12 protein-coding genes are annotated in these 17099 nt (G+C 75.3%); 4 read left to right on the top strand and 8 right to left on the bottom strand.

Annotation, left to right across the window (positions count from 1 at the left end; all coding sequences use genetic code 11):
* Nucleotides 1-55: 55 nt before the first annotated feature.
* Entirely contained in the window at nucleotides 56-2620 is a 2565-nt protein-coding gene (locus AC5K6T_RS18920; RefSeq protein WP_493210866.1) for a CHAT domain-containing protein, read from the bottom strand.
* A gap of 149 nt (nucleotides 2621-2769) precedes the next feature.
* Here AC5K6T_RS18920 and AC5K6T_RS18915 point away from each other — a divergent pair, with 149 nt between their 5' ends.
* From AC5K6T_RS18915 to AC5K6T_RS18905, 3 genes are all read left to right on the top strand, one after another.
* Complete coding sequence (locus tag AC5K6T_RS18915; protein ID WP_493210515.1) at nucleotides 2770-4197, top strand: S8/S53 family peptidase; 1428 nt, start codon at nucleotides 2770-2772, stop codon at nucleotides 4195-4197.
* A gap of 142 nt (nucleotides 4198-4339) precedes the next feature.
* Nucleotides 4340-4978 carry an RNA polymerase sigma factor gene (locus AC5K6T_RS18910; protein ID WP_493210513.1) on the top strand — a complete coding sequence of 213 codons (639 nt, stop codon included), beginning with the start codon at nucleotides 4340-4342 and terminating at the stop codon, nucleotides 4976-4978.
* Nucleotides 4979-5196: 218 nt separating this feature from the next.
* Nucleotides 5197-5658 carry a hypothetical protein gene (locus tag AC5K6T_RS18905; protein ID WP_493210864.1) on the top strand — a complete coding sequence of 154 codons (462 nt, stop codon included), beginning with the start codon at nucleotides 5197-5199 and terminating at the stop codon, nucleotides 5656-5658.
* 147 nt (nucleotides 5659-5805) lie between these two features.
* Here AC5K6T_RS18905 and AC5K6T_RS18900 read toward each other — a convergent pair whose 3' ends face one another.
* The 3 genes from AC5K6T_RS18900 to AC5K6T_RS18890 form a co-directional block, all read right to left on the bottom strand.
* Nucleotides 5806-7029, bottom strand: coding sequence for a cytochrome P450 (locus AC5K6T_RS18900; protein ID WP_493210512.1), 1224 nt, complete (start codon nucleotides 7027-7029; stop codon nucleotides 5806-5808).
* A 126-nt stretch (nucleotides 7030-7155) separates the two neighbouring features.
* The gene (locus AC5K6T_RS18895) at nucleotides 7156-8013 is read right to left on the bottom strand and encodes an N-formylglutamate amidohydrolase (protein ID WP_493210510.1); all 858 of its coding nucleotides are present in this window, start codon (nucleotides 8011-8013) and stop codon (nucleotides 7156-7158) included.
* Between the two features lie 265 nt (nucleotides 8014-8278).
* Complete coding sequence (locus tag AC5K6T_RS18890; RefSeq protein ID WP_493210508.1) at nucleotides 8279-10498, bottom strand: NADP-dependent isocitrate dehydrogenase; 2220 nt, start codon at nucleotides 10496-10498, stop codon at nucleotides 8279-8281.
* Between the two features lie 451 nt (nucleotides 10499-10949).
* Here AC5K6T_RS18890 and AC5K6T_RS18885 point away from each other — a divergent pair, with 451 nt between their 5' ends.
* Nucleotides 10950-12482: a M1 family metallopeptidase gene (locus AC5K6T_RS18885; RefSeq protein WP_493210507.1), complete on the top strand. Its 1533-nt coding sequence runs from the start codon at nucleotides 10950-10952 to the stop codon at nucleotides 12480-12482.
* 7 nt (nucleotides 12483-12489) lie between these two features.
* Here the strand turns inward: AC5K6T_RS18885 and AC5K6T_RS18880 are convergent, their stop codons facing one another.
* The 4 genes from AC5K6T_RS18880 to AC5K6T_RS18865 all read right to left on the bottom strand — a co-directional run bounded on the left by AC5K6T_RS18880 (nucleotide 12490) and on the right by AC5K6T_RS18865 (nucleotide 17055).
* Nucleotides 12490-13581: a mechanosensitive ion channel family protein gene (locus AC5K6T_RS18880; RefSeq protein ID WP_493210505.1), complete on the bottom strand. Its 1092-nt coding sequence runs from the start codon at nucleotides 13579-13581 to the stop codon at nucleotides 12490-12492.
* 578 nt (nucleotides 13582-14159) lie between these two features.
* On the bottom strand, nucleotides 14160-14924 hold the full coding sequence (locus AC5K6T_RS18875) for a crotonase/enoyl-CoA hydratase family protein (RefSeq protein ID WP_493210503.1): 765 nt from the start codon (nucleotides 14922-14924) through the stop codon (nucleotides 14160-14162).
* Between the two features lie 261 nt (nucleotides 14925-15185).
* Entirely contained in the window at nucleotides 15186-16058 is an 873-nt protein-coding gene (locus tag AC5K6T_RS18870; RefSeq protein WP_493210862.1) for a lysylphosphatidylglycerol synthase transmembrane domain-containing protein, read from the bottom strand.
* A 211-nt stretch (nucleotides 16059-16269) separates the two neighbouring features.
* Nucleotides 16270-17055 (bottom strand): pentapeptide repeat-containing protein, encoded by a 786-nt coding sequence (locus AC5K6T_RS18865; protein WP_493210861.1) that lies wholly within the window; start codon nucleotides 17053-17055, stop codon nucleotides 16270-16272.
* Between the last annotated feature and the right edge of the window lie 44 nt (nucleotides 17056-17099).

The raw sequence follows: 17099 nt of genomic DNA, 5'->3' as shown, positions 1-17099 counted from the left end.
CGGCCGGGGGCCTCACCAGCCCCCGGCCACTCCCCGCCCCGCGGCAGAACCGCGCTCACGCCGCGCCGAACGCCGTGAACGCCCACCCCGTCGCCTGGTGCACGGCATCGTCCGGGACGGCGGCGCGGGCGTCGCGCAGGGCCTCGCCCAGGCAGAGCCCGGCGGCCAGCCCCTTGTGCAGCGCCAGCATCAGCGGCACCACCGCCTCGTCGTTCACCGGAGCGGTGCACGCCACCACGCCCGCCGTGCCCAGGGGCAGCAACGCCGTGACCAGACCGAGCAGTTCGTCCGCACCGACGGAAGCGAACCGCGCGGTGTCGCAGCAGGACAGGATGATCCGGTACGGGCTGCGCGCCAGCCGCTCGAAGTCGTGCACCACGATCGGGCCGTCGGCCATCCGCAGCGACGAGAACAGCGGGCTGTCGGCGCGGAACGCGCCGTGCGCCGCGATGTGCGCGAGGGCCGCCCCGTCCAGCTCCGCCAGCACGCGCGGCGCCCTCGCCTCGTCCTCCTCCAGGACCGTGGGCGCCCCGTAGCGCCCGGCGAGTTCCGGCACCTCCGCACCACCCGTCGCCAAGCCCGGCCCGCGCACCAGCACATGGCGGCCCCCCGGCGGCGGCGCCGTCTCCCGCGCCCGCAGCCAGCTGCCCGCCGACGGCGACACGCTCAGCACCCGCTCCCGCAGCGACGGCAGCAGCGCCCACGGCACCCGGTGCAACCGCCCCGGCGGCACCACCACGACCGGGCCACCCCCCAGCCGGCCGGCGGCCGGGCCCAGCAGCAGCTCCTCCAGCCGCCGCCCCATCGCCTCCACCAGCGGCAGCCGCGCCTCCGCACCGGGATGCGCCAACCGCCGCAGCGCCGCCTGCACATGCTCCGCCTCGGTCTCCGCCTGCGCGAGCTGCCCGGCCTCGAAGCGGCGCACCCGCCCGTCCCCGCACAGCAGCACATGCACCCGGCCGTCGACCACCGCCAGCTCCACCAGCCGGGTCTCCCCGAGGGCCGACAGCAGCCGGCCCGCGTCGAAACGGCCCCCGTCACCGGACCGGCCGCCCCGCATGCGCAGCGTCCGCGACCGGATGTCCCGTTCCAGGCGCCGCTGTTCACGCTCCAGCGCCGGCACCGGCCGCCCCTCGCGGCGCGCCTCCTCCGCGCGGGCGGCGATCTCCCGGAACGCGGTCAGCTCCCGCTGCAGCGCCGGGTCGGCCGGCGGCCGGGTCGGCGGCGCCGACAGGGCCGTCGCCCGCCAGCGCTCGCTCCACTCCAGCAGCCTCCGCGGCCCGCCCGCCGCCAGCGAGGCCCGCTGCGCCAACGCCGCCAGCTCCGCGCCCTGTTCGGTGGCGCGGGCCCGCAACTCCGAGGCGCCCAGTGTCGTCCGGTGGTCGTCCAGGACCGCCAGGCCCCGCCGGCACGCCTCCAGGACCCCGCGCCCCGACCCGGCCGCCTCCGCGCGCAGCGCCTGCGCCGCCCAGCCGGTGATCCGGGCCAGCGGCGGACCGCCGTGCCGGCTGCGCGCGGCGACCGCCAGATGCCGCTCGGCGTCGGCCTGCCAGCCCAGCGCCAGCGCGATCCGGCCCGCCAGCAGCGACGCCTCCGGCGCGGCCGGCGCCCCGAACGACTCCAGCCGCTCGGCGACCGCGGCGGCGTCCGCGACCAGCCGCCCCGCACGCCGCCCCGCCGCCACCCGCGCCTCGATCAGCACCAGCCGGGCGTGCGTCTCCCACCACACCCGCCGCTGCCCGGCGAACAGCCGCACCGCCAGCGCCGCACGCGCCGTCGAGGTGTGCGCGTCGCCCGCCAGCCGGGCCGCACGGGCCGCCGTCAGCAACAGCTCCGCCTTGCGGGTGGACTGCCCGCCGATCCCGTCCAGCGCGGCGATCGCCGCGTCCGCCTCGGCCAGCGCCTCCGGCGCCAGCCCCGCCGCCATCAGCACCTCGCAGCGACGGATGTCCAGCATGAACGTCGGCGTGCCCAGCGCCGCATAGCGCCCCTCCGCCTCGTCCAGCAGCCGCAGCGCCGCCGGGATGTCCCCGGCGCGGAACGCCGCGAGCCCCCGGCTCTCCACCGCGTCGGCCTTGTCGTGCTCCTGGCCGGTGGTGTCCCACAGCGCCTCCGCCGCCGAGAAGTCGGCCTCCGCCCGGTCCACCGACCCCTGCGCCAGGTGCACCGTGGCCCGCAGCGTCAGCGCCCGCGCCGTCCAGATCACGTCATCGGCCTGCCGCAGCACCGGCACCGCCCGCCGTACGTCCTCCAGCGCCTGCCGGTGATGCCCCAGCACCCACCAGGCGTACGCCCGCCGGTACAGCACCCGTGCCCGGGTGTGCCCGCTGCCGCGCCGCATGCCCCGCTCGAAGGCGGCGAGCCCCTGCCGGGTGCGCCCGGCATGCACCAGGGCCACCCCGAGGGTGCCCAGCACGTCCGCCTCCCGCTCCGCCGAGTCGGCGCGCGCCGCGCAGTCCCGCGCCCGGCGCAGATGGTGCAGGGCGAGCCGCATGTCACCGAAGTCCCGCTGCCAGATGCCGATCACCTGGTGGGCGACCGAGGCGTGCAGCGGCGGCGCGTCGGACTCCAGCACGCCCCGAGCCCGCGCCAGAGCCTCCTTCGGGGCGGCGAACACCATCGGCAGCAGTTCCAGCACCGAGTCGCTTCCCGCCGTCACCCCACGGATGGTAGTGGCCCGTGGAACCGTGTCACACGGGCCGGGGTCTGTATCAGGCAACGGCCCCGCGGCTCTCTTTGACGACCGATGCCCCACCGGGAGGATCCGCCATGGCACCACAGCGCTTCCACGAGCAGTTCGACCAGATCCAACGCTCGCTGCCGGACGTCCCCCTGGCCATGGGACCGGACGACTCCGCCGAGTTCATCTACGAGAAGGGCGTCGTCCTCGCCCGCGACGGCGAGGAGGCCCGGCTGGTCGAGGACACCGTGCGCGCCCACTTCACCGAGGCGCCCTCGCTGACCGCCGACACGGTACGGCGGGCCGGGCCGCAGACCAACCGCTCCGGCATCACCCGCATCCAGGTCGGCGACCCCGGGCAGGGCATCCTCGGCGCCGACCGCGACGTCGCCGCGGCCCTGCGCGCGCTGCGGCAGACCGAGGGCCGTGCCGGACGCCGGCTGGTGAGCCGCAACCATGTCGTGTCCATCGCGGTCAACGCCTGCCCCGGCGACGAGCCCGCGCCCGTCGCACCCACCGACACCCCCAACCCCGGCCTGGACGGCACCCCGTACGACGCCGCGACCGCCGTCGGCGTACTGGTCGTCGACACCGGCCTGATGCACGACTACCGCTCCTACCCGCCCCTCGCGCACACCGACGGCGACGCCCAGCTCAGGGAGATGGACGACGACGGCGTCCTGCAGCAGTACGTCGGCCACGGCACGTTCATCGCCGGGCTCGTCGCCGCCGTCGCCCCCAACACCGAGATCACCGTGAGCAACGCGCTGACCGACGCGGGCGCCGTGCTGGAGTCGGAGTTCGGGGAGAGACTCTTCGAGGCCGTCGACCGGGGCGGCTGGCCCGACATCCTCTCGCTGTCCGCCGGCACCTCCAACGGCCGCACCGACGGACTCCTCGGCATCGAGAACTTCATGCGCGAACTGCGCGCACAGCGCACCCTGCTGGTCGCCGCCGCCGGCAACAACGCCAGCGCCACACCCTTCTGGCCCGCCGCCTACGCCGGACTGCCCGAGTACGAGGACGCCGTGCTGTCCGTCGGAGCGCTGCGCGGCGACGGCGAACACGGCGCCTGCTTCTCCAACCACGGTTCCTGGGTGCGGGCGTACGCCCCCGGCGAGCGGCTGGTCAGCGCCTTCACCGGCTTCGGCACACCGGTGCCGTACGTCTACCAGCACTCCACCTACGACGCCTGCCGCTACGGCTTCACCTACGCCTGCACATGCCAGGCACCCAGTCACACCGGAGTGCTGTCGGAGAGCCGGAGCGAGAACGCGGGCAAACCCGACCAGGTGATGTTCGAAGGGTGCGCGAGCTGGAGCGGCACCTCGTTCGCCACCCCGGTCGCCGCCGCGATGATCGCCGCCCTGATGACCGCCGGCCAGGAGCCGGACCCGCGCGCCGCCCGGCTCCGGCTCCTCGCGGAGAACACCGGGTTCGCCGAGGTCCGGGGCGCACACGTGCCCGCACTGCGGCCGGCCGGCTGGCGCCCGGTTCCGGTCACGGCCACCTCGTGAACGGCGTGGGGGACGGGCCCCGTTCGCAGACCGTGCCGGAACGGGCGGCCCCGGACCCGCGGACCGGGCGAGGCCGGCCGGAGCGGGAGCACGGCCCGAGGCCGTTCGGACCACGGCCGGAAGAGAACCCGACGAGGACCAGATGTGGACCGGAGCATGCCCCACCACGGCGTACCATGACAGGCCGTACACGAGGGGTGGGGCCGTGGACCGAGCAGATGTCGGCACGCTCGTCCAGTCCGCCGCCGACGGCGACGCGGCGGCCTGGAAAGCGTTGGTGGAGGGCATGAGCCCGCTGGTGTGGTCGGTGGTGCGCGCCCACCGGCTGTCGGACGCCGACGCGCACGAGGTGTACCAGACCGTGTGGTTCCGCTTCACCCAGCATCTGGGGCGGCTGCGGGAACCCGCGAAGGCCGGCTCCTGGCTGGCCAGCACGGCGCGGCACGAGAGCCTGAAGGTCATCAAGAGCCACAAGCGGCTGACCCCCACCGACGACCCGCACCTGCTGGACCGGGTCAGCGAGGACCGCACCCCCGAGCAGTCCGTGCTCGACTCCGAGGAGGCGGCCGCCGAGACCGAGCGGATCCGCCGCATGTGGCAGGAGTTCGAGGCCCTCGGCGACCGCTGCCGGGAACTGCTGCGCGTGCTCATGGCCTCGCCGCCGCCCACGTACCAGGAGGTGTCCGCGGCCCTGGGGATCGCCGTGGGCAGCATCGGACCGCTGCGCCAGCGCTGCCTGCGGCGGCTGCGCGCCCGAATCGACGCACGGGGAGCGCTGTGAACGACGACCACGACGACCACGCCAAGCACGGCGGTCACACCGACAACGCCGACAACGCCGGCCGCGACAGCCGGGACGGCCGGGACGACCGGGACAGCGGCGTGAGCCGCGCCGGCCGCGACGTGCCGGCCGGCGGCCTCTCCGGCCACCGCGCCGACGCCGTCCGCGCCGCCGGCTCCCACGAAGCCGATGCACCCGATGCACCTGATGCATCCGATGTGTCCGATGCATCCGACGACTCCTACGACACCGCCCTGCTGGAGGAGGAGCTGCGCCGCGCCGCGGCCGTTCTCGACCCGGTTCCCGCAGAGCTGCGGCGGATCGCCGTCGAGGCGTTCGCCCTGCACGACCTCGACGCCCGGATCGCCGAGCTCACCTTCGACTCGCTGGTCGACGCCATCCCGGTCCGGGGAGTGACCGACCCGCCGCGGATGCTGACCTTCCGGGCGGGGGACCTGACCGTGGACGTCGAGGTCACCGGGGACGGCCTGATGGGGCAGGTGCTGCCGCCCCAGCCGGCCGGCATCGAGGTGCTGGGCGGCCCCCACCCGGCCGCTCCCGGCACGCTCGCGGCGGACGAACTGGGGCGCTTCAGCAGCGAGGTGCCGCCCTCCGGGCCGTTCGCCCTGCGGCTGCGGGCCGGCGGGCAGGTCGTGGTCACGGAGTGGCTGCGGGCCTGAGCGGCACCGGCGCGCGGCGGCCCCGCCCGTCCGGGGCCCTCCCGGCGGCGGTGTCGCGGTACGGGTCCGGCAGCACCGCCCGCCGGGCTCGTACGGCGGGCGCCTGGTCCCGTCGGCGAGGCCGGCCGCGGAGCCGGTGCGCCGCGGTCACCAGGTGCACGGCAGGCTGCGCGGCCCCCTGATCATCGTCCTGGTCCGCCAGGGCACGTCCTCGGCCGGGACCGCGAGCCGCAGCCCCGGCAGCCGGTCCAGCAGCGTGTCCAGGAGGAGTTCGGTCTGCATGCGGGCCAGTACCGCACCCGTGCAGAAGTGCGGGCCGTTGCCGAAGGCCAGGTGCGCGTTCGGCTCCCGGCCGGGGTCGATCAGGTCGGGGTCGGGGAACACCCGGGGGTCGCGGTTGGCCGCGAGGTAGGACACGTACACCGGCTCCCCGGCGGCGATGAGCTGCCCGGCCACCTCGACGTCCTCCAGCGCGATCCGCGCCAGGCCGACGCTGCTGCGGTGCGGCACGAACCGCAGCAGCTCGTCCAGGACCCGGCCGCGGTCCTGCGGCTCCTCGCGCATCCGGCGCAGCAGGTCGCGCCGCGTGAGCAGCAGGAACAGCATCTGGCCGCAGTTGTGGGTGACGGCCTCGCCGCCGATCTGGAGCGGCCCGGCCAGGCCGACCGCCTCCTCCTCGCGCACCTCGCCCCGGGCGACCGCCCGGCCCAGCAGCGCGTACACGTCGTCTCCGGCACCGTCCGCACGGGCCCGTACGGTCTCGGTGATCCACCCGTACAGCCCCTGCTTGGCCAGCTCGGCGGCCTCGGCACCGCCGGCGGTGGAGATGATCTGCCGGGTCCAGGTGTGCACCCGCTCGCGGTCGGCCGCCGGCACGCCCATCACCTCGCTGACGACGGCGATCGGGAACGGCTCCAGCACCTGCTCGATCAGGTCGGCGGGAGGGCCGTCCCGGACGACACCGTCCACCAGCTCGTCGAGCAGCTCCTGAGCCCTCGGCCGGAGCCGCTTCGCCGCGCCCACCGTGAACGCGCCCGCGACCGCCCTGCGCAGCCGGTTGTGGTCGGGCTGGTCGGCGAACGCCAGTGAGCCCGGCCGCGGCTTGAAGTGCGGGGCCATCCGGGTCACCTGACGCCGGGTCACCTCCGCGCGTCCGAAGCGCGGGTCGTTGGTGATCTGCCGTACGTCGTCGTAGCGCGTGGCCAGCCACGCCCAGCCCTCGCCGTGCGGCAGTCGGATACGGGTCAGCGGGCCCTCGCGCATCAGCCGGGCCAGCACCGGATCGAAGTCCGTACCGGTCATGTCCAGCGCGGGCCAGTCGCGCACGGGCGGCGGCGCCTGCCCGGTCAGCGTGGTGGTCTCCTCGGTCATGACCTCACCCTCGCCGCCCCTGCGCCGCCTGTCGCGCGGTGGTGCTCCAGGCGGCTGGCCGGGCGTCCGGTCCCACCGGCCGGTGCGGGCCGCCGGGCCGCCGGGCCGCGAGGACGGTCCGTGCGGTCACCTCGGTACGGCGTCCACCAGGCGGGCCAGGGCGGCGGCGAGCCGGACCAGACCGGGGCCGGCCGGCCCGCCCGGCTCACTCATGTAGGTGTCGCGCCGGATCTCCACCATCAGCGCGGAGACCCGCGGGTCGCGTCCGTGGAACTCCAGCGGTACGTACGTGCCCGCGAACGGGCTGTCCAGGCCGGTCTCCCCGACCGGTGCGAACGCCTCCGCCGCCGCCGCGAGCAGCTCCGGCGGCGTGTGGAACGGGTCGGTGCCCAGGCACACCGGCGGCCGCGGCCCGCTTGCGTGCAGCTCGTAGGGCAGGGCCCGGGCCGGGTAGGAGTGGACGTCGACGATCACGGCCCGGCCCGTCGCGGCCAGCCGGCCGGCGACGGCGGCGGTCATGGCGCCCGCGTAGGGCCGGAAGTACCGGTCGAGCAGTGGACCGGGGGTGCCGTCGCCCGCGCGGAGCACCTCCCGGTGGGTGGTCCGTGTGTACACCGCCCCCATGCCGACGGCGCGCATCTCCTCGCGCTCGTCGGGGAACCGCTCCGGGTCGACGACCAGCCGCGACAGGCGGTTCACGAACCGCCAGGGCGTCAGCGCCGCCCGTCGGGCGCCCTCCGCGGCGATCTCCGCCGTGTGCGCGTCCGTGATGTGGTCGAGCTCCCGCGCGAGCGAGGCGTCGTCCAGCACGATCCCGGCCCGCACGTCCGGCGGGATCTCCCGCGACGAGTGCGGCACGTGCAGGATCACGGGCGAGTCGGCGGCACCGGGCTCGACGGCGAAGGACGGCCGGGCGGAGGACGGTCCGGCACCGGGGGGTCCGGCAGGGGACGGCACGGCGGGGGACGGTCCGGCGGAGGTCATCGGCCGGCTCCCCGGGTGAGGGCGGGGGCGGAATCGGACGCGGTCGGGCCTGGCACATGATCACGATGCCACACAGCCCGGCCGGGACGCAGCCGTTTCCCGGGCCGGCCCGGGAACCCAGCCCCTCCGCGTCGGGTCCTTCCTGTGCGGCCCCGCGCGGGTACGGGTCCGCGCGGGTACGGGTCCGCGCGGGTACGGGTCCGCCCCGGCAGGCGGCGGGCCTGCCGGGGCGGAACCGGGAGTGACCGGGTGGTGTCCGGGAGCGTCAGCTCAGGGACGCCAGCGCCTCGTTCCAGGTGGCGGAGGGGCGCATCACGGCGGCGGCCTTGGCCGGGTCGGGCTGGTAGTAGCCGCCGATGTCGGCGGGCCGGCCCTGGGCGGCGATCAGCTCCTCGACGATCTTCTGCTCGCTCGCCGCGAGCGACTCGGCGAGCGGGCCGAACGCCTTCGCCAGGTCCGCGTCGTCGGTCTGCGCGGCCAGCTCCTGCGCCCAGTACAGGGACAGGTAGAAGTGGCTGCCGCGGTTGTCGATGCCGCCGACGCGGCGGGTCGGGGACTTGTCCTCGTTGAGGAACGTCGCCGTGGCGCGGTCGAGGGTGTCGGCCAGGACCTTGGCACGGGTGTTGCCCGTGGCCTCGGCGTACTGCTCCAGGGACGGCACCAGCGCGAAGAACTCGCCCAGCGAGTCCCAGCGCAGGTAGTTCTCCTTGACCAGCTGCTGGACGTGCTTGGGCGCCGAGCCGCCCGCTCCCGTCTCGAACAGGCCGCCGCCCGCCATCAGCGGGACGACCGACAGCATCTTGGCGCTGGTGCCCAGCTCCAGGATCGGGAAGAGGTCGGTGAGGTAGTCGCGCAGCACGTTGCCGGTCACCGAGATGGTGTTCTCGCCGCGGCGGATGCGCTCCACCGACAGCCTGGTGGCCGCGACCGGGTCCAGGACGCGGATGTCCAGGCCCTCGGTGTCGTGCTCCCGCAGATAGGTGTCGACCTTGGCGATCAGGGCGGCGTCGTGGGCGCGGGTCTCGTCCAGCCAGAACACGGCCGGGTCGCCGGTGGCGCGGGCCCGGGTGACGGCCAGCTTCACCCAGTCCCTGATCGGAGCGTCCTTCGTCTGGCAGGCGCGGAAGATGTCGCCCGCGGCGACCGGCTGCTCGATCAGGACCTGCCCGGCCCGGTCGACGAGGCGGACGGTGCCCGCGGCCGGGATCTCGAAGGTCTTGTCGTGGGAGCCGTACTCCTCCGCCTTCTGCGCCATCAGGCCCACGTTCGGCACCGAGCCCATGGTGGCCGGGTCGTAGGCGCCATGGGCGCGGCAGTCCTCGACCACGGCCTGGTAGACGCCCGCGTAGGAGGAGTCGGGCAGCACCGCGAGGGTGTCGGCCTCCTCGCCGTCCGGGCCCCACATGTGGCCGGAGGTGCGGATCATGGCGGGCATCGAGGCGTCGACGATGACGTCGGAGGGCACGTGCAGGTTGGTGATGCCCTTGTCGGAGTCGACCATCGCCAGGGCCGGGCCCTCGGCGAGCTCGGCCTCGAAGGAGGCCTTGATCTCGGCGCCCTCGGCCAGCTTGTCCAGGCCCCTGAGGATGCCGCCGAGTCCGTCGTTCGGGGACAGGCCGGCCGCGGCCAGTGTCGCACCGTACCGTTCGAAGGTGCGCGGGAAGAAGGCGCGTACCACGTGGCCGAAGATGATCGGGTCGGAGACCTTCATCATGGTCGCCTTCAGGTGGACGGAGAACAGCACGCCCTCCGCCTTCGCGCGGGCGATCTGCGCGGTGAGGAACTCGCGCAGGTGCGCGACCCGCATCACGGAGGCGTCCACGACCTCACCGGCGAGGACCGGCACCGACTCGCGCAGCACGGTGGTGGTGCCGTCCTCGGCGACCAGCTCGATGCGGAGCGCGCCGTCCTCGGCGACCACCGCGGACTTCTCCGTCGAGCGGAAGTCGTGCTCGCCCATCGTCGCCACGTTCGTCCGGGACTCGGAGGTCCAGGCGCCCATGCGGTGCGGGTGGTTCTTGGCGTAGTTCTTCACCGAGGCGGGGGCGCGCCGGTCGGAGTTGCCCTCGCGCAGGACCGGGTTCACCGCCGAGCCCTTGACCTTGTCGTAGCGGGCCTTGATCTCCCGCTGCTCGTCGGTCTTCGGGTCGTCCGGGTAGTCCGGCAGCGCGTAGCCCTGGCCCTGGAGCTCGGCGACGGCCGTCTTGAGCTGCGGGATGGACGCCGAGATGTTCGGCAGCTTGATGATGTTGGCCGAGGGTGTCCTGGCCAGCTCGCCCAGCTCGGTCAGCGCGTCCGGGATGCGCTGGTCCTCGCTCAGGTACTCCGGGAACACCGCGATGATGCGCCCGGCCAGCGAGATGTCCCGGGTCTCCACAGAGACACCCGCCTGCGAGGCGTACGCCTGGACCACCGGCAGGAAGGAATACGTCGCCAGGGCCGGGGCCTCGTCAGTGTGCGTGTAGATGATGGTCGAGTCAGTCACCGGTGCTCCGCTCCACGTCTGCAACATTGCTCGATATCAAGATATCTCGTGCGCGGCCCCGTCTCGACAGGGGTCCGGCCGAACCCGGCCACGGAGCGGGACGGCCCCGCGCGACCGGACGGGCGCTCCGCGCGGTCATGCGCGACGATCACCAGTGGGGCCAGCGCCGGGTCGTCCTCCGGCGGCCGGAACCGGCCGCCCGCCCCCGCGAGAGCGGGAGCGGTCCGAGGGCGGCCCGAGGGCGGCCCGCGGACGGTCCCGGGCCGTTCCGGGCCGTTCCGGGTGGTCCCGGGTGGTCCCGGGTGGTCCGGGGTGGTCCGGGACCGGTCGACGCGAGCAGTCCGGCATCCGACAGCAGGTGGAGAGCAGCCATGGAGCGCGGAAGGCCGCCGAAGGCGCCGAAGACGGCCACGGCGGTCGGAAGACGGCCACGACACGACGAAAGCGGGCCATGAGATATCGCACCCGACTCACCGCCCCGGCCGCCCTCCTCGGTGCGGCCGCCGTCGCCGCGGCCGCGCCCCCGGCCCGCGCCCGCCCCGCGAGCGCCCCCGGCCCGGAGACCCTGGGCGATCCCGTCTTCGCGGGCCTGGGCAACGGCGGCTACCGTGTCTCGGCCTACGACCTCGACCTCGCGTACGACGCCACCACCCGGCGCGTCGACGGGACCGCCGCACTGACGATCACCACCACGCAGGCGCTGAGCCGGCTCTCCCTGGACGCGCTCGGTCTGGACATCGGCGCGGTGACCGTCTCGGGGGCCGCGGCGGCCTTCGGGCAGGCCGGGGAGAAGCTGCGGATCACCCCGGCCCGGCCCCTGGGCGAGGGGGAGACCGCCGACGTCCGGGTGGCCTACTCGGCCGACCCGCGTCGCGCCCTGCCGCGCACCGCCTGGGTGCCCACCCCGGACGGCTTCGCGGTGTGCCCCCAGCCGGACACGGCGCACACCGTCTTCCCCTGCAACGACCACCCGTCGGACAAGGCGGACCTCACGGTGCGGATCACCGTCCCCGCGGCGCTGCGCGGCGTGGCGAGCGGCCGGCTGGTGTCCGCCGTGGACCTCGGCGGCGGCCGGACGGCGTACTCCTACCGGTCCCGCGAGCCGATCGCCACCGAACTGGTGCAGATCACCGTCGGCGACTACCTGGTCAGGGAGCGGCCCGGCCCGCACGGCCTGCCCCTGCGGGACGTGGTCCCGGCCGCCCGTGCCGACGCCCTGGAACCCGCGCTGTCGCTCACCCCGGGCCTGCTGGCGTGGCTGGAGGAGCGGCTCGGGGCCTACCCCTTCGAGACGTACGGCCTGCTGCCCTGCAACACCGACGTGCCGGACGCGTTCGGCTTCACAGGGCTGGAGACCCAGACCCTCACCCTCTACCGGCCGGACTTCCTGCTGCGCCCGGAGCGGGAGATCGCCGCGCACATGGTGCACGAACTGGCCCACTCCTGGTTCGGCAACAGCGTCACCCCCGCCACCTGGGCCGACCTCTGGCTCAACGAGGGCCACGCCGACTACTACGGGCTGCTGTACCGCTACGAGCGCGGCTGGCCCGACTCCCTCGGCCTCACCACGATGGAGGCCCGGATGAGGGACACCTACGCCCGCGGCGACCAGTGGCGTGCCGCGTCGGGCCCGGTCGCGGAACCGGACGCGGCGAACCTCTTCGACAGCCAGCGCTACCTCGGCGGGGCCCTGGTCCTGTACGCGCTGCGCCGAAGGATCGGCGAGGCGGCCTTCGACGCCGTCGAACGCGCCTTCCTGCGGCGCTTCCGCCACCGGACCGCGTCCACCGAGGACTACGCCGCCGTCGCCTCGCAGGTCTCCGGCGAGGACCAGTCCGGCTTCCTGCGGGACTGGCTGCACGGCACCAGGACGCCGCGGATGCCCGGTCACCCGGACTGGCGGGTCGCACCCGTGGGCGGGCCGTTCGCCGTCCCGCACCTGCGCGGGGGCGGGCACGGCCGCGACAACTCGGCGACCCTGTGAGCCGCCCTCAGCCCAGCCGGGACACCTCGCCCGGCTCGGCCGCGCCCGCGCGCTGCTGCGGGATGACCACCCCGCCCGGCTCCAGCGACACCGCCCGGGTCGGCGCCGGGACACGGATGCCCTCCATCCGGTACCGGTGGTGCAGCCGCTTGATGAACTCGTGTTTGATCCGGTACTGGTCGCTGAACTCCCCGACGCCCAGGATCACCGTGAACCCGATCCGCGAGTCGCCGAAGGTGTGGAACCGCACGGCGGGTTCGTGCTCGGGCAGCGCGCCCGTGATCTCCCGCATCACCTCGGCGACGACCTCGACCGTCACCCGCTCCACGTGCTCCAGGTCGCTGTCGTAGCCGACGCCCGCCTGCACCAGGACCGTCAGCTCCTGCTCGGGGTGGTTGTAGTTCGTCATGTTGGTCCCCGCCAGACGGCCGTTGGGGATGATGACGAGGTTGTTCGCCAGCGAACGGATGGTGGTCTGGCGCCAGTTGATGTCCGTGACATAGCCCTCCTCGCCGCTGCTGAGCCGGATGTAGTCGCCCGGCTGCACGGTCCTGGAGGCGAGGATGTGGATGCCCGCGAAGAGGTTGGCGAGGGTGTCCTGCAGCGCCAGCGCCACGGCCAGGCCGCCGACGCCGAGCGCGGTGAGCATCGGGGCGATCGATATGCCCAGCGTCTGGAGCATCACCAGGAAGCCGAGCGCCAGCACGACGACCCGGGTGATGTTCACGAAGATCGTGGCCGAGCCCGCGACCCCCGACCGGGACTGGGTCACCATGCGCACCAGCCCGCCGACCACCCGGGCCGCCGCCACCGTCACCGCGACGATCAGCAGCACGGTCAGCACCTGGTTCACATGCCGCTGCACCGTCCGGGTGAGCGGCAGCACGGCCCCCGCGGCGGCCGCACCGCCCAGCACCGCCGCCCACGGCAGCACGGTGCGCAGACCGTCCACGATGACGTCGTCGCCGCCCCAGCGGGTACGGTCCGCCTGCCGGCCCAGCCAGCGCACCACGACGCGCAGCACGAACGCCGCCAGCAGGCCCGCGGCGAGGGCGATACCGGCGACGATGCAGTCGTCCAGGACCAGCGCGCGTGTCATCGGTCGCCTCCGGAGGCGCGTTCTGCGGCGGAACGGGCCGCCGACGGCCGGATGTGAAGTGTCGTCACCTGATCACCTGCTCGTCTCGGGATGTGCGCGTGCGCGGGCCGGACGGCATGCCGCGGACCGGCGCGAGCGCTCATCCTGCCGTATCCGCGGGGCCGGTTCGCGCACACGTCCCGCCGGCAGCGGCAGCGGCACCGGTACCGGCACTCGGACCCGGACCCGGAGCGGTGCCCGGGTCCGGACTCCCGCCCGGGCCCGGACCGGTGTACCGACCCGGCTTCGGACCCGGAGCGGAAGCCCCCCCCGTTGCAGGCTGCCCGGGGACGCCGCGGCACCGTCGGGTCCGGACCGGTCCTCGGTGGGGGCCGCGACGGCGTACGGCGTGAGCCGGCAGCCGTGTGCGCCCGGCGCCGCCCGACCGTGCGCCGTCGCCCGGTTGCGGGCGCGGTGCGCCGAACGCCGTCCGGGAGTGTCCGGCCCGGCGGGGTGCGGACGGTCCGAGGCGCCGGACCCGGCCGTACCGGCGGCCGGGTCCGCTGCTGCCGCCGGTGCCGCCGGTGCGGCCGCGGCGGTCAGGGCCCGTCGAACGCCCCGTGCCGGCCCGCGCCCGCGGCGAAGCGCGCCGCGCCCTGCAGGCTCTCCGCCAGCACTCCGGAGCCGTGCCGCAGCTCGCCCCGCAGGGCCGCCGCCTCGTCCAGCCCCTGCTGGTCCAGGACGGACGCCCGGTCCGAGCGCAGACAGGCCTGCGGGAAGCGGGCGATCTCCGCGGCCAGCGCTTCGGCGTGGGTGCGGGCGCCGCCGCCGGGCACGACGCGGTTCACCAGGCCGATGTCGTGGGCCTCCCCGGCCGGGACCGGGCGTCCGGTGAGGATGAGGTCCATGGCGCGGCCGGTGCCGATCAGCCGCGGCAGCCGTACCGTGCCGCCGTCGATCAGCGGCACGCCCCAGCGACGGCAGAACACCCCGAAGACGGCGTCCTCCTCGGCGACCCGCAGATCGCACCAGAGGGCCAGTTCGAGCCCGCCGGCCACGGCATGTCCCGCCACGGCTGCGATCACCGGCTTCGACAGTGCCATCCGGGTCGGTCCCATCGGCCCGTCGCCGTCCTCGGTGACCCGGTTGGCGCGCTCGGTGCCGAGTGCCTTGAGGTCCGCACCGGCACAGAACGTGCCGCCCTCGCCCCACAGCACCGCCACCCGGGCCTGCCGGTCGGCCTCGAACCCGCGGAAGGCCGCCGCGAGTTCCGCGGCGGTCGGGCCGTCCACCGCGTTGCGCACCTCGGGGCGGGAGAGGACGACCGTGGTGACGGGACCCCGGCGTTCGACTCGGACCGGCATGGGCGTTTCCCTTCGGCTCGGGAGCAGTGAGCGGCGCGGGGCGTCGGACGGAGGGCGGATCGCCGCCGGGCGGCGGACCGCCGAAGCGCCGCCCCGGCACCGCAGGGGGAGTGTTCCACGGGGGACCGCCGTACCGCCGTACCGCCCGTACCGCCGTACCGCCGTACCGCCGTACCGCCCGTACCGCCGTACCGCCGTACCGCCCGTACCGCCGTACCGCCGTACCGCCCGTACCGCCGTACCGCCCGGACCGCCCGGACCTCAGATGACCTTCAGCCGCACCAGCGCGCCCAGTGTCAGGGCCCCGGGCACCAGCGGCACCCACACGGTGATGATGCGGTACGCCAGCACGACCGCCGTGGCGACGGCGGCCGGGCCGCCCGCTGCCACCAGCGCGAGGACCAGCGCGGCCTCCACCGAACCGAGTCCGCCCGGGGTGGGCACCAGGGCCACGGCGACCGTGGCCGCCAGATAGGCGACGACCATGTGCGCGGGCGGCACCGGCAGCTTCAGTGCCACGCCCACCGCGACGAGCCCCCCGGCCTGGAGGGCGGGGAAGGCGAGCGAGCCGCCCCACAGGGCGAACGCCCGCGCCGGCCGGGTGTGCACCGAACGGGCCTCGCCCAGCGCGGTACGCAGGAACGTGCGGACGGCCCGCCGCAGCCGGGGTACCAGCAGCACCACCGCCGGCGCGAGCAGTCCGCCGGCACCCAGCACCGTGAGCAGCGGCCCCCCGGCCCCCTCGGGCAGCAGGCCGCCCAGCCGCAGCGCGTGCGGGAACGCCAGCAGCAGGATCGCGAGCAGCCCGACCCGGGCCACGCTCTCCGCGAGAAGGAACAGCGCGAGCGCGGCCGAGGAACGGGCCAGCGGCAGCCCGCACACGGTCAGGAACCGCAGGTTGACGGCGCCTGCGCCCAGCCCGGTCGGCAGCAGGTGGTTGGCGGCACCCGCGGCGAACTGCGCGGCGAGCAGCCGCCGCCGGGGCAGCCGTTCCACGACCGCGCCCTGCCGGCTGACGGCCGCCGCGACCCAGGTCAGACAGGTGGCGCCGCCCGCCGCCAGGAGCCACGGCCACCGGGCGTGCGCCAGCTGCCCGAAGCCGTCGGCGAGCACGTCGTGATGGCGTACCGCCATCACGACGACCAGCGCGGCCGGGAGCAGGCACAGGACCTGGCGGACGGGGACGCGCCGGGCGAGCCGTCCCGCAAAGAAGCGAACCTCTGTCACATCCGGACAGGTTTTCCCTGCCGCGCCAACTGCGGGTTGCGACCGCGCGGACGGCGCCTTACACGACCGGAACCGGACGCCCCCGCCCGCGCGGCCCCGCCGCTCCCTCGCCGGTGTCTCACCAGTGCGCGGGCCGGGTCAGTGCGCCGGGCAGCCGGGTCGCCGCGTTCCCGCGGGCCGCGTTGACCTGGGCCTGGGTGAGGAAGACGCTGCCGGTGAGGTCGGCCCCGCCGAGGTCGGCGTCGCGCAGGTCCGCGCCGATCAGGTCGGCCATGCGCAGGTCGGCACCGGTCAGGTCGGCGGCGACCAGCAGGGCTCCCCGCAGACAGGCTCCCCGCAGATCGGCGCCGGCCAGCCGGGCGCCCATGAGATCCGCCCCGCGGTGCCGGCGGGTGGGGCCGGGCACCTGCCCGCGGACCAGTTCGCCGACCCGCACCAGCAGAAGGTTCACCTCGCCCCGCAGCGCGTCGGTGTCCAGCTCCCGCAGCGCGTCCGCGTCGCCCCGGGTGAGGTCCCGCAGCCTGGCCAGCTCCCGACGGAGCCCGGGGTGCACGGGCCGCGCCACGGGCAGGTCCAGCGCCTCGGTGACGTACCAGAGCAACTCGTGCAGCTGCCGCATGACGGGGAACACGGCGAACATCTGCGACGCCGTGGCGGGCGCCCGGCGCCAGTCGACTCCGCCGAACGTCACCTGCGACACCTGCTGCCCGGCGCCGAAGCAGTCGAACACGGTGCAGCCCCGGTAGCCCTCCTCCCGCAGACGGGCGTGGACGCCGCAGCGGAATCCGTCGTCCAGGTTCCCGCACGGCCGCCCGGCCGGCTTGTCCGCAGCGAAGTCGGCGGACCGGGCGAACGGCAGCGCGACACAGCACAGGCCGAAGCAGCCGGCGCAGTCGGCGCGCAGGCCCGTACGGTCCGTACGGACGGCGTGGTCCGTGCGCTCCGTGC

It is taken from the genome of Streptomyces sp. B8-7 (assembly GCF_058833805.1).
The sequence above is the reverse complement of the archived record's forward strand: the minus strand, read 5'-3'. Positions and strand labels throughout refer to the sequence as shown.

Bases quoted from the DNA above. Each gene is read 5' to 3' on its own strand.
- AC5K6T_RS18880 (WP_493210505.1), bottom strand. From the start codon at position 13,581: ATGACACGCGCGCTGGTCCTGGACGACTGCATCGTCGCCGGTATCGCC.
- AC5K6T_RS18895 (WP_493210510.1), bottom strand. From the start codon at position 8,013: ATGACCTCCGCCGGACCGTCCCCCGCCGTGCCGTCCCCTGCCGGACCC.
- AC5K6T_RS18910 (WP_493210513.1), top strand. From the start codon at position 4,340: ATGTGGACCGGAGCATGCCCCACCACGGCGTACCATGACAGGCCGTAC.
- AC5K6T_RS18875 (WP_493210503.1), bottom strand. From the start codon at position 14,924: ATGCCGGTCCGAGTCGAACGCCGGGGTCCCGTCACCACGGTCGTCCTC.
- AC5K6T_RS18915 (WP_493210515.1), top strand. From the start codon at position 2,770: ATGGCACCACAGCGCTTCCACGAGCAGTTCGACCAGATCCAACGCTCG.
- AC5K6T_RS18885 (WP_493210507.1), top strand. From the start codon at position 10,950: ATGAGATATCGCACCCGACTCACCGCCCCGGCCGCCCTCCTCGGTGCG.
- AC5K6T_RS18900 (WP_493210512.1), bottom strand. From the start codon at position 7,029: ATGACCGAGGAGACCACCACGCTGACCGGGCAGGCGCCGCCGCCCGTG.
- AC5K6T_RS18870 (WP_493210862.1), bottom strand. From the start codon at position 16,058: ATGGCGGTACGCCATCACGACGTGCTCGCCGACGGCTTCGGGCAGCTG.
- AC5K6T_RS18920 (WP_493210866.1), bottom strand. From the start codon at position 2,620: ATGGTGTTCGCCGCCCCGAAGGAGGCTCTGGCGCGGGCTCGGGGCGTG.